A 12,857-nucleotide genomic window follows, 5' to 3' on the forward strand; every position below is an offset into this window, starting at 1 on the left:
TCAGGTCACGAGTGCGCGAGTGAGCCCCCGCAGCGAGAAGACGCGCTGCGGATCCGCGCGCTCGTGCAGGATGTCGTTCAGCGTCGCCCGCACGTGCGGGCGACGCAGCGCGCGCCGCACCACGAGGTCCGCGAGCCATGCCCGGCCCACCCACCGCTCCGCGACGGCGTAGCCCAGGTAGCGCGGCTGCAGCGCGCGCACGAGCGTGCGGGGATACTCCGCCAGCGGCGCGAGCGTGCGCGTGGACAGCGCCAACGCCACGGCGTCCGATGCCAGCTCGGCCGTCTCCATCGCCTTGCCGATCCCCTCGCCGGTGAGCGGGAAGGTGGCACCGATCGCCTCGCCCACCGCCAGCAGCGCGCCGCCGGCCCACGGCCGCGCGCCGTTGAGTCCCGTGCGGAGCAGCGCGCCGCGCGTGGGCTCGCGCCCCACCTGGCCGTCGACCAGCGCGCGCGCCGCGGGGAACTCCCGCAGGAAGCGCTCGAGCATCGCCCGCAGCGCGTGCTGCGGCCCGGTCTCGTCCCCGGCGCGGAGCACGACGCCGCAGCCGACGTTGTAGCGCCACGTCCCGTCGCCGTCGTCGCCCACCGGGAAGATCCACGCGTATCCCGGCAGGATCGACCGGTCGAACGAGACGACCATCTGGTCGATGCGGTGCCGGCTGCGCAGGTAGCAGCGGATCGCGACCGCGCTCGCGCGCTGGCGCTCCAGCAGGCCCGCCCGCTCCAGCAGTCCCACATGGGCGCCGGTCGCCAGGATCCCCACGCGCGCCCGGAGCGGCGCCTCGCGCCCCGCGACCCGGAACGACACGCCCTCGTCGCCGTGGTCGGTCACGTCCTCCACCGCGCCGACCCCGAAGCAGGCGCCCGCCTCCACCGCCGCTGCCGCCAGCGTCGCGTCCAGCAGCCGGCGCGGCACCGTGAGCGTCGGGCAGTCGATCTCGAGCCGGAGCCGCCCGGGCGAGTGCACCTCGCCACCCGCCACCGGCCAGGCGAGCGCGCGCACCCGCTCCAGCAGATCGTTGCGGGCCAGGCACGCCTGCGCGTCTGGGATCAGCGCGTCTCCGCACGTCTTGTCGCGCGGGAAGCGCCGCCGGTCGACCAGCAGCACGCGGTGACCGGCGGCCGCCAGGCGTCGGGCCGCGAGCGCGCCGGCCGGCCCCGCACCGGCGATGATCGCGTCCCAGTGGGCGTCGGTCTGCTCCGTGACCACCGACTGCGCCGGCGTCACCGGTCCGGAAGGGGCTCGCATGCCGCCAAGGTGCGGCCTGCCGGCCGCGGCCGGAAGAGTCCCCGAATGCACCGCGCCCCCGTCGCGGCACGGGGCCGGGACGGGGGCACGACATTCGGGCGGATGGGCCTGGGAGGAGTTGAACCTCCGACCTCTCGCTTATCAGGCGAGCGCTCTAACCACCTGAGCTACAGGCCCCGAAGAGCCGCGAAGTATAGGCCGCTCAGTCGCTTCCGTCAACGGCGCGGGTGACGTGCGACACCGACGCGGCGTCCCCCGCGGCGCTACCAGAGTGGGGAATGCAACTTGCCCGTCCGACATTCAGTAGCTGAGCGCGCCACGGGCGACCGCGATCTGGTCGTCGGGGGTGTCCAGGCGCGGACCGATGCGCGATCCTGCGGGGTACGTCGCGAGTCGGACCTGTCCCGCGCCGGTCGCCCTCAGCTGCCGAGCCCGACCGTGACGCGCGTGGAGACGGCTCGTCTGCCTCTCCCCGACCCTGCCGCCCATCCGGATGCCCAGCGGACCAGTCGCCGCCGCAATCGTTCTGACGCTCGCCGTCCTCGTGGGCGGCATCTACCTGTTCATGGAGCTCCGGCACCATGGAGGCGCGCGGGCGCGCGAGCGTGCCCGCAGCGGGGGCGAGCGTCTGCCGCTGTTCGGCACCGATGGCCTGGTAGATCGCCCGGCCGGGCCGCCCCCGCCGCGCACCCGGCGCGACACGCCGACGGCCGCGGAGCCGCCCGTGCGGCGCGTCGCCGCCGCGGCGCCGATGCGCACCGGTGCCGCGCCGGTGCCGCCGACGCCCGCCCCCCGGCCGCACGCCGACTTCGCGCCGCCGGCGCCGTCCGTGGCGCCGCCGGTGGCGCCGCCGGTGGCGCCGCCGACCCCTCGCCCCGCCGCGCCCCGTCCGGCGGCGCCGGGGCGCGCTCCCGTCTTCGCCGACACGCGCGGCGGCACGCTCGTCGCCGCCGCTCCGGTCGGCGCGGCCGCAACGACCGTCACGCCCGAGCACACGCCGGAGCGCCCCGTCCCGCGGCCGTCCGACCAGAGCTTCCACGACGGCGAGACGATCCGCTTCAGCATCCCCGACGAGGGGACGCTCCAGTTCCTGCCCGGTCGGCTCGAGGTGGTCGGTGGCCCCGACCGCGGGCGCGAGGTGCGGTTCGTGCGCACCTCGGGCGACGAGCGCACCGAGGTGACGTTCGGACGCAGTGAGGGCCCGGCCTACCGCCACGTCCAGCTGATGGCGCGCACGGTCAGCCGGCAGCACGCCTCGATGTCGCTCATCGAGGGTCACTGGCAGCTCAAGAACCTCTCGGCCACGAACCCGGTGCTGCTCAACGGCCGCTCGCTCGAGGCGGGCGAGGTGGCGCCGCTCCTGGTCGAGGGAGATCGCATCGAGATGGGCGAGGTCGTCTTCTGCTTCCACGAGCGATGAGCCGACCTTCCGGAGACGCCGAGTAGCGGCCGCCGATGCAGGGCGACGAGCGGACCGTCGCGGTGCCCATCGGGCGCCGGCCGCCCGGGCTCCCCGACCCGGGGGCGTCAGGTCCGCACGATGCGATTGAAACGGTCGAGCCCGCCGCAAGCTTCGATGACCTGACCGCGGACTACGAGCTCCTGGGCGAGCTCGGACGCGGGGGGAGCGCGGTCGTCTATCGCGCCCGCGACCGACGACTCGGCCGCGAGGTGGCGCTGAAGGTCGTGCGCGTCCCGCCCGCCCTCGCCGGCGGGACCGACGACCCGCTCGCGCGCCTCGCGCGGGAGGCGCGCACCATCGCCGCGCTCGAGCATCCGCACATCGTGCGCGTGCACGCCGTGCGCGAGCTGCGCGACGGCCTCGCGCTCGAGATGCCGTGCGTGCGCGGCCGCACGCTGAAGCAGCTGCTCGCGGACGAGGGGCCGCTCGACGCCGCGCGCGCGACGGCGATCCTCCACGACGTCGCAACGGCCCTCGGCTTCGCGCACGCGCACGGGATCGTGCACCGCGACGTGAAGCCCGAGAACATCTTCGTCGAGGAAGACACGGGACGCGCGCTGCTCGCCGACTTCGGCGTCGCGCGCTCGCTGGAGACGGACGTCCGGCTGACGCAGACCGGCGTCACGATGGGCACGCCGGCCTACATGAGCCCCGAGCAGATCGACGGCCACGGCATCGACGGCCGCTCCGATCTGTACAGCCTCGGCCTGGTCGGGTGGGAGATGCTGACGGGTCGCCGTCCGTGGGAGGGCGAGGGACTCTTCGGCGTCCTGCAGCGGCAGAAGCGCGACGAGCTGCCGCCGGTCGAGACGCTCCGCCCGGACGACGCGCCGGCGGTCCCGCCCGCGCTGCTGTACGTGATCGAGCGCATGCTGCAGAAGGCGCCGAGTGCCCGCTGGGCCGACGCGGGCGCCGTCGCGGCGCAGCTGACGCATCCGGTCATGCCGTCGGACTTCGCGCAGTGGTCGCGGGTGCACCAGCGGCGCGTGCAGGAGGCCCGGCGCGCGCCCGACGTGGCGTCGCGCGGCGCTGGCCTCCTCGCGGCAGCGTTGACGACGATGCGGCTGCGCCGCCCGCCGCCGGGCGAGGACGCGCCAATGGACGCGGTGCCCGGCACCGACGAGCAGACGCCGACGTGGGTCGCCGCCGCCACGCCGCGCGCGCGCCCGGGACGTCGCGCGCTGCTGGCCGGCGGACTCGCGGCGGTCGCGCTGCTCGGGCTGGCCGCACAGCGGTCGCAGCGCTCCGCGTCCGCGAGTGTCGCGCTTCCGGACTCGATCGCGGACCGCACCGCGAGCGTCGCGATCCCGCTGCCGACGGTCGGCGCCGTCACCCCGCGCGACTCCGAGCTCACCGCGAGGACGGCCGTGCCGTCGCGCGCACGCGATGCGACAGCGCCGGCCGACGCGCGCGGCGGCGAGGTCGAGGCGACGGAGCTCGACGCGCGCCCCGCGCCGGGCGCATCTGGGCCGGCGACGCGCGCGGATGCGCCGGTCCCCGTCCCGCCCCTGCGCGCGCCGCTGCCGCAGCCCTCCGTCACCGCGGCAGCGCCGTCCATCGCGCGCGTCGCGCCGCCCGCTGCGCTCCCTGCGCCGCCTGCGCCGGCCGAGCCGGTCGAGCGGGTGGCCGCGGTCGCGTTCGAGCGCACGGTCGCCGCGGCCGGCGGCCGGCACTCGTGCGCGATCCTCGGCGACGGGACGCTCGCGTGCTGGGGCGCCAACGGCGACGGCCAGCTCGGCACGGGCGATCTGGAGACGCGTGAGGAGCCGACGCCCGTCGCGGCGTCCGTGCGCTTCGTGCAGGTCGCGGCGGGCGGCGCCCACAGCTGCGCCGTCGCGACCGACGGCGCCGCGTACTGCTGGGGCGACGGCGAGCGCGGACAGCTCGGTGGCGGCGCGCGCAGCGAGCGGGCGACGCCCGCGCGCGTGTCGGGTTCGGCGCGCTTCCGCGGCGTGCGCGCGGGCCTGGCGCACACGTGCGGCCTCACCACCGATGGCGCGGTGCTCTGCTGGGGCGCCGACGACCGCGGACAGCTGGGCGACGGTCAGTCGGCCGACCGCGCGACGCCCGCGGCGATCCCCGGACTGCGCGCCGCGTCGCTCGCCGTCGGGTGGCGCCACGCGTGCGCGCTCACGAGCGATGGCACGGCGCTCTGCTGGGGCGAGAACGCCGATGGGCAGCTCGGCGACGGCACGCGCACGACGCGCCGTACGCCGACGCCCGTCGCTGGTGGCCAGCGCTTCGTCGCGATCGCCGCGGGCGCGTCGCACACCTGCGGCGTGACGGGCGACGGCCGCGCCTTCTGCTGGGGGCGCAACGCGGCGGGACAGCTCGGCACGGGTGGCAATTCTGCGCAGCTGACGCCGTCGCAAGTCGAGACCAGCACGCGTTTTGTGACCGTCGTCACAGGCAGCGCGCACACCTGCGCGCGAACATCAGCAGGGCTCGTCTTTTGCTGGGGTGGCAACGCATACGGTCAGCTCGGCGACGGCTCGACCACCGGTCAATCGCGGCCGGTGCGCGTCGCCGGTGGACCGTATGCCGCACTCTCCGCCTCGGGCGCGCATACCTGTGCCACGCTCGACGGGGCTGCGGTGTGCTGGGGATACAACGTCGACGGCCAGCTCGGCGACGGGACCCGCGCGCATCGCACGAGCCCCATGCGCGTCACCACGGCGGCGCACTGACCTTCGGCGCGGTCCGCGTGCGCGGGCCGTGCGGAACGGATCACTCGGAGTCGATGTCCGTGCGTCGATGGTCGACGCGTCGTGCACCGATCTCCGTCGCTGCAAGTTGACGCCGGGCCCGGAGCTCATGTCGTCGTTCGGTCTTCTTCGCGCCCTCGCCTCGTCGCCGCTGCGCCGTCGGGCACTCGCGATCGCCGCCGTCGCGGGCGTCGCCTTCGCGTCGGCCTGCACGAGCGCCACGACGGGCGACGTCGGCGGCGGCTCGCTCGCCAGGGTGCAGCTGTCGGACAGCGTGCTGCGCCTGCGCGTCGGCGCCGAGGGCGCGCTCGCGGCGCGCGTGCTCGACGCGAGCGGCCAGGAGCTGTCGGGCCGCAAGCTGTTCTGGTCCGTGCGCGATTCCGCGATCGCGACGGTCTCGCAGTCGGGCGTCGTCACGGGGCGTGCGCCCGGCAGCACGCTCGTCTCGGCGAACGTCGAGGGGCGCAGCGGCGTCGCCACCGTCATCGTCTCGGCGCGCCCCGTGAGCGTCGTGCGCGTCGAGCCGACCACGCTGCAGCTCGTGGCCGGCGCGACCGCTCCGCTGCAGGTGCGTGCGCTCGACGAGGTCGGCGGGGAGGTCGCCGGCAGCATCGTCGCGTGGACGAGCAGCGACACCACGGTTGCGCGCGTCGCCAGCAACGGCGTCGTCACGGCGGCCGCGCCCGGCATCGCCGTCATCACCGCGATCGTCGATGGACGGAGCGCGGTCGTCGCCGTGTCGGTCTCGCCGGTCGCGGTGGCCAACGTCTCGCTCACCGCGGCGCGCGACACACTCGTCGTCGGCGCCTCGACGCAGCTCACGCTCGTGACGCGCGACGCGGGCGGCGCGCTGATCACCAACCGGCCGACGACGTGGGCGAGCGACCGCCCCAACGTGGCGTCGGTCTCCTCGACGGGCGAGGTGCTCGCCGTGTCGCCCGGCACGGCCACCATCGAGGCGACCGTCGAGGGACGCAGCGCGCGCGTGGCGCTCATCATCGTGCCCCGCCCCGCCGCGGCGCTCGTGATCTCGCCCGACGCGAGCACGATCTTCGTCGGCGCGACGCTGCGACTCCTCACGCTCGTCACCGACGCGTCGGGCAACGTGCTCACCAACCGCCCGATCGGCTACTCGAGCAGCGATCCATCGGTCGCGTCGGTGGATACGGCGGGCGTCGTCACGGCGCGCGTGCCCGGCAACGTCACCATCACCGCGACGAGCGAGGGCAAGCGCGGCACGGCGACGGTGCGCGTGCTCGCGGTGCCCGTCGCGACGGTCACCATCGCGCCGGAAGCGCCCGCCGTCCGCGTCGGCGACGTCGTGACGCTGACCGCGACGCCGCGCGCCGAGGACGGCACCGCGCTCACCGGGCGCGCGGTGACCTGGTCGTCGGGGGCGCCCGGCATCGCCTCGGTCAGCGCGAACGGTGAGGTGCGTGGCCTCGCGTCGGGCACCGCGCTCATCCTCGCGCGCGTCGAGGGCGCGTCGGGCACGGTGACGGTCCGCGTCGACCGTGCGCCGGCGGCGTCGGTGACGGTGTCTCCCGCGACGGCCTCCATCGTCGTCGGCGACAGCGCGGGCCTCGGCGCCACGGTGCGCGACGCATCGGGCGCGCTGCTCGGCGATCGCCTCGTCACCTGGAGCTCCGCCAGCAACGCCATCGCGACCGTCTCCAACACCGGCGTCGTGAAGGGCGTCGCCGCCGGTACGACGACCGTCCGTGCGACGGTCGACGGCGTGAGCGGCAGCGCGACGGTGACGATCACCGCGCCAGCGCCGGCGCCGGCGGCGGTCGCGTCCGTCCTCGTGACGCCGCCCTCGGCGAGCGTCGCCGCGGGCGCGACCGTCCAGCTGTCGACGACGGTGCGCGACGCGAACGGCAACGCGCTCACGGGGCGCACGATCACCTGGTCGACGAGCAACCCCGCCATCGCGTCGGTCTCGACCTCCGGCGTGGTGACGGGCGTCGCCGCCGGTGCCGCGACGATCACGGCCACGAGCGAGGGTCGCAGCGGCACCGCCGCGATCACCGTCACGGGCACGGCAGGCGGCGGCACCGGCGTGATCGCGGTCGCCAGCGTCGCCGTCTCGCCGTCGACGCTCTCGGTCGTCGCGGGTGGCACCGGGCAGCTCTCTGCCACGGCGCGCGATGCCAGCGGCAACGCGCTGACGGGACGCACGATCACGTGGTCCACGAGCAATCCCGCCGTGGCCACGGTCTCCACGGCCGGCGTCGTCACCGCCGTCGCCGCGGGCAGCGCCACCATCAGCGCGACGAGCGAGGGTCAGACCGGCAGCGCGGCGGTCACGGTCACCGCAGCGCCGCCGCCCACGCCGGCGCCGGTCGTGTCGGTCGCGGTGTCTCCGTCGACGCTCGCGCTCCAGACGGGAGCAACCGGTCAGCTGTCGGCGACGCCGCGTGACGCGAGCGGCAATGCGCTCACGGGCCGCACCATCACCTGGTCGACGAGCAACGCGAGCGTCGCGACCGTCTCCTCCGCGGGCGTCGTGACGGCCGTCGGCCCCGGGTCGGCCACGATCACCGCGACGAGCGAGGGCCGCACCGGCAGCGCCGCGGTCACGGTGACCGCTCCGCCGCCGGCGCCGGTCGCATCCGTCGCGGTGTCGCCTTCCACGCTCTCGCTGCTCACGGGCGCGACCGGCCAGCTCTCGGCGACGCCACGCGACGCCACGGGCACCGCGCTCACCGGTCGCACGGTGACCTGGGCATCGAGCAACACCGCGGTCGCGACGGTGTCGTCCACCGGCGTGGTGACCGCGGTCGCGCCGGGGTCCGCGACTGTCACCGCGACGAGTGAGGGGCGCAGCGGTTCGGCGGCGGTCACGGTGACCGCACCGCCGCCCGCCGTCGCCTCGGTGCGCGTGACGCCGGACAACTCGCGCATCGAGCCCGGGCAGCGCGTGACGCTGAGCGCCGAGCCGCTGGATGCGCAGGGGCGCGTGATCCAGACCACGCTGGCGGTGACGTGGACCTCCTCCAATCCACTCGTGGCGGTCGTGAGCAGCAGCGGACAGGTCACGGGATTGACGCGCGGCGACGCGACGATCACCGCGACGATCGGCGGCAGGAGCGGCTCCGCGCTGGTGCGCGTGCGTCCCGACTGATGTCGACCGGCACGCCTCTGATGAGTGATCGATCGCATCGCGCGGACGCTCGCGTCGGCGCTCGGCTCGCACCGTTCGCCGCGCTCGCCGCGACGCTCTTCGCCACGCCGCTCGCGGCGCAGCCGCTCGCGCCCAAGCGTGTGCTGACGCTCCCCGCCGCATCGCAGTGCACGGGCGCAGCGCTCCCGCCGAGCGCCCGTCGCGACGCGGCCGGCGCGCGTGCGGAGGCCGCGCGTGCACGCGAGCTCGCGCTGGTCGGCGAGCGCGCGGCAGCGCGCGATGCGTTCGTGCGTGCGGCCGCCCTCGACCCCGCGGATCCGCAGCTCGCCTACGACCTCGCGCGCGCCGCCGAGGAGGCGGGTGATCGCGCGACCGCCGCGTCGGCGCTGTGTCGCTACCTCGTGCTCGCGCCCTCCGGCCGTGAGGTGGCCGAGGTCCGCGCACGGCTCTCGCGCGTCGCGGCGTCCACCGCCAACCCGGCCGACGAGTCCGTGCGGGCGACGTTCCAGCGCGGCGTCGATGCGCTCGAGGCGCGCCGCTACGAGGCGGCGGTCACGGCATTCGACGAGGTGCTGCGCACGGTCCCCAGCGCGCCCGAGGCGACGTACGACCGCGGCCTCGCGAGGCTCGCGCTCGGACAGGACGCCGCGGCGGCGAGCGATCTCGCGGCGTACGTCGCCTCACCGGCCGCGGGCCCGGACCGCGCCCAGGTTCTCCGCGCCGTCGAGGCGCTGCGGCAACCGCGCTGGAGCGTCGCGGGTGCGCTCGGCCGCGGACTCGTCGTGCCCGGGTTCGGGCAGTTCTACACGGGTCGCCCGATCCCGGGTCTCGCCGTCCTCGCGGGGACCGCGGGTGGGATCGGGCTCGCGCTCTTCGAGCGCCGCACGATCGAGCAGGTCACCTTCCTCGACACGCTCACCAACACGCCGTACACGAACGACATCCCGCGCGTGGAGCACCCCTACCGCGCGGCCGGCCTGGCCACGGCCGGCATCCTCGCGATCGCCGGCGCGGCGGAGGCCGCGTACTACGCCGCCGTCCACTCGCGCGAGCGCCCGCGGCTCCAGCTGCGGACCGCCGCCGCGTGGGTCCCGGACCGCACCGGCACTCCGCTCCCCGCCGCCGTCGCGGGCTTCTCGGTCGCCTTCTAGGCGTTCACGCACGTCGCGCCGTGCCGGCTGGCGCGCCGCCGCTCGTGGGGCACGCGCCTCCCGCGCCCGCTATCTTGTCGCCGGCTTGTGCCGTGGATCACCGGTCGCGCGTCTCCAGTGCACCGGATGTCGGTCCCTGCGCGCACGCGCCACCGCCCCCGGACCGCCCGGGCGGCGGGAGAACGAGCACAGGATCGACGGCATGGCGGATCAGCTGCGCACCGCGCGGGCGCCCTTCGGCGACGCGGCGGACGTCGCCGAGTTGAGCAACGAGTACGAGCTGCTGGGCGAGCTCGGACGTGGTGGCAGCGCGGTCGTCTACCGCGCGCAGGATCGCAGCCTCGGACGCGAGGTGGCGATCAAGGTCGTGCATCCGCGGGCCGCGGCGCCGGGCGATGATCCCGTCGCGCGGCTGGCGCGCGAGGCGCGCACCGTCGCACAGCTCCAGCATCCGAACATCGTCACGGTGTTCGCCGTGCGCCGGCTTCGGAGCGGCGGCCTCGCGCTCGTGATGCAGATGGTGCCCGGCAACACGCTGAAGGCCATCATCCAGCGCGACGGCCCGCTCGCGCCCGAGAGGGCCGAGCGCATCCTCCGCGACGTCGCGCAGGCGCTCGCGTATGCGCACGCGCGGGGCGTCGTGCATCGCGACGTGAAGCCCGAGAACATCTTCCTCGACGAGGAGTCGGGACGCGCGCTGCTGTCGGACTTCGGGATCGCCCGCTCCGACGAGCACGACTCGATGACGATGACGGGCACCGCGCTCGGCACGCCGTTCTACATGTCGCCGGAGCAGGTCGAGGGCGGCACGCTCGACGGCCGCTCGGATCTGTACAGCCTGGGGCTGGTCGCCTGGGAGATGCTGACGGGACGGCGGCCGTGGGATGGCGAGTCGCTCTACAACGTCATCTACAAGCAGAAGCACGAGGAGCTGCCGCCGATCGAGGCGCTGCGCCCGGGCGTGCCGACCCGGCTGCAATACCTCGTCGAGCGCATGCTGCAGAAGCGTCCCGCCGCGCGCTGGGCGGGTGCCGAGGGACTGCTCGCGCAGCTCTCGCACGCGGTGCTCCCGTCGGACTACGGCCGCTGGCAGTCGTCGCTCCGGCCGCGCGTGGAGCGCTGGCGCGAGCAGGAACGCGAGCGCGCGAAGCAGGTCGCTGACGGGCGTCAGCAGGAGTCGCCGGGTGCGACGTTGCGGTTCCCGCGGCGCGTGCGCGCGGGCGCGGCGGTGGGTGCGACGCTCGACGACGGAACGGTGAAGCTCTCGCGCGAGACGGGCGAGGCCGACACGGCGGCGCTCATCGTCGGGCCGGACGGAAAGGTCACGGTGGCCGGCGTGCCCGCCGACCTGCGCGCGCACGACGCGCTGATCGACGCGTCGACGGGACAGCTGGCGCTCGACGTCAGCGAGCCGCTGATCGCGCCGGAGCTGCTGGCGGAGCCCGAGGCCGTGCGCTACGACGACGTCGCGGAGCCGAACTGGGAGCACGCGCCCGTGCCGGCCCGCACGGGCAGTCGCCGCGTGCTGCTCGGCGTCGGCGCGCTGGTCGCCAGTCTCGGGATCGTCGCGGCAGGCTACGGCAACCGCGAACGCATCGTGGGCGCGCTCGGCGACGCGAGCCCGGCGCCCACCGAGGTGGCAGGCGTACCTGCATCCGTCGACGCTCCGTCCGCAGTCAACGCGGAAGCGGTAGAGGCCACGACGAGCGCACCGTCTGCGGGAGCGTTTCCGATCGGAGGCAGCGCCGACGTCGTGACGGCGGGCGGACGCCACTCGTGCGTGGTCACGTTCGGTGCGCTGCTCTACTGCTGGGGCGCGAACGATCGCGGCCAGCTGGGCGACGCGGGCACGGCGTCACGTACGTCGCCGACGCGAGTGGCGGCCGACCTCCAGTTCGTGCAGGTCTCGGCAGGGACATCGCACACCTGCGCCGTCACGCCGGGCGGCGACGCGTACTGCTGGGGTGACGATGCGAACGGTCAGCTGGGCGATGGCACGCGTGTCCGGCGCACCGCACCCGTGCGCCTCGCCGGCAGCGAGCGGTTCGCCTTCGTGCTGGCGGGGGGCACCGTGAGCTGCGGCCTCACGACCAGGGGCGGCGTGTCGTGCTGGGGCGCGAACGACCACGGGCAGCTCGGCGACGACAGCACGATCCCGTCGCGCACCGCTCCGGCGGAGATCCGGTGGCCGTCCGGGGGACGAGTCCAGGGCATCGCGGTGGGTGCGTCGCACGCGTGCGCGCTCGACGCCGACGGCCGTGCGTTCTGCTGGGGCGCGAACGATCGCGGACAGCTCGGCGACGGCACGACGACGGATCGTCGCACGCCGACCCGCGTCGCCGGCGACGCGCGCTTCATCGCGCTTTCCGCGGGACGCGCGCATACGTGCGCCGCGACGACCGAGCGTCAGGTGCTGTGCTGGGGCGAGAACCGCGACGGGCAGCTGGGCGCCCGCGACCAGCGTCAGTCGAGCACCGTGCCGACGTCGGTGGCGCTGCCGGCGGGCGCGATGGCGATCGCGGTGACTGCCGGTGGCGCGCACTCGTGCGCGCTCGGGAGCACGGGCGGCGCCTGGTGCTGGGGTCGCAACGCCTCCGGACAGCTGGGGCGCGGCTCGACGCGGGCGCGCGGCGTACCGGCGCCGGTGCGCGCGCCGTCACCGCTCGCGGCGATCGCTGCCGCGGCTGCGCACACGTGCGCGCTGACGACGGCCGGCGAGGCGCTCTGCTGGGGCGCAGCGGGCGACGGACAGCTCGGGGACGATGCCCGGACGGCGCGCCGCGAGCCGACGATGGTCGCGCTGTCGCCGCAGCTCGTCTCGCGTCCATTGCGCACGCGGTAGTCGATCGAACGACGCCGATCGCGGCACGGCACAGGGGGCGCGCATCCGGTGGGATGCGCGCCCCCTTGTGCGTTCCCGGCGTCGCGTGACGGCTCCGGTCGGGCGTCGGGAATGCACCGCGCCCCGCATGCCGGGAAGGCATGCGGGGCGCGGGAATGAACTGACAATCGAGAGAGTTGGTCGTGCGATGGCGCGACTTCCGTTGAGGACTTTCGGCGGCTCGCGTTGCCGCGCGCTGCTTACTCGTCGCTCCGGTAAGGAGGTGATCCAGCCGCAGGTTCCCCTACGGCTACCTTGTTACGACTTCGCCCCAGTCATG

The 12,857-nt window shown here is 75.5% G+C and carries 6 protein-coding genes, 1 tRNA gene and 1 rRNA gene; 5 read left to right on the forward strand and 3 right to left on the reverse strand.

Translation table 11 applies throughout. From position 1 onward, the window contains the following. Together rosag_RS21180 and rosag_RS21185 are read right to left on the reverse strand one after the other, a co-directional pair. Positions 1–1,251, reverse strand: a complete 1,251-nt coding sequence (locus rosag_RS21180; RefSeq protein WP_284352164.1) for an FAD-dependent monooxygenase — start codon at positions 1,249–1,251, stop codon at positions 1–3. Between the two features lie 103 nt (positions 1,252–1,354). Then, positions 1,355–1,428, reverse strand: a tRNA-Ile gene (locus rosag_RS21185). Between the two features lie 316 nt (positions 1,429–1,744). Between rosag_RS21185 and rosag_RS21190 the strand changes: the two genes are divergently transcribed. The 5 genes from rosag_RS21190 (at position 1,745) to rosag_RS21210 (ending at position 12,538) form a co-directional block, all read left to right on the forward strand. After that, complete coding sequence (locus rosag_RS21190; protein ID WP_284352165.1) at positions 1,745–2,671, forward strand: FHA domain-containing protein; 927 nt, start codon at positions 1,745–1,747, stop codon at positions 2,669–2,671. A 35-nt stretch (positions 2,672–2,706) separates the two neighbouring features. Next, the gene (locus tag rosag_RS21195) at positions 2,707–5,400 is read left to right on the forward strand and encodes an RCC1 domain-containing protein (protein WP_284352166.1); all 2,694 of its coding nucleotides are present in this window, start codon (positions 2,707–2,709) and stop codon (positions 5,398–5,400) included. A gap of 127 nt (positions 5,401–5,527) precedes the next feature. After that, on the forward strand, positions 5,528–8,545 hold the full coding sequence (locus rosag_RS21200) for a beta strand repeat-containing protein (RefSeq protein ID WP_284352167.1): 3,018 nt from the start codon (positions 5,528–5,530) through the stop codon (positions 8,543–8,545). A 20-nt stretch (positions 8,546–8,565) separates the two neighbouring features. Beyond that, positions 8,566–9,696, forward strand: coding sequence for a tetratricopeptide repeat protein (locus rosag_RS21205; protein WP_284352168.1), 1,131 nt, complete (start codon positions 8,566–8,568; stop codon positions 9,694–9,696). A gap of 202 nt (positions 9,697–9,898) precedes the next feature. After that, entirely contained in the window at positions 9,899–12,538 is a 2,640-nt protein-coding gene (locus rosag_RS21210; protein WP_284352169.1) for an RCC1 domain-containing protein, read from the forward strand. A 255-nt stretch (positions 12,539–12,793) separates the two neighbouring features. Here the strand turns inward: rosag_RS21210 and rosag_RS21215 are convergent. Further along, a 16S ribosomal RNA gene (locus rosag_RS21215) occupies positions 12,794–12,857 on the reverse strand; the annotation flags it as partial.

It is taken from the genome of Roseisolibacter agri, assembly GCF_030159095.1.
Lineage (GTDB): Bacteria > Gemmatimonadota > Gemmatimonadetes > Gemmatimonadales > Gemmatimonadaceae > Roseisolibacter > Roseisolibacter agri.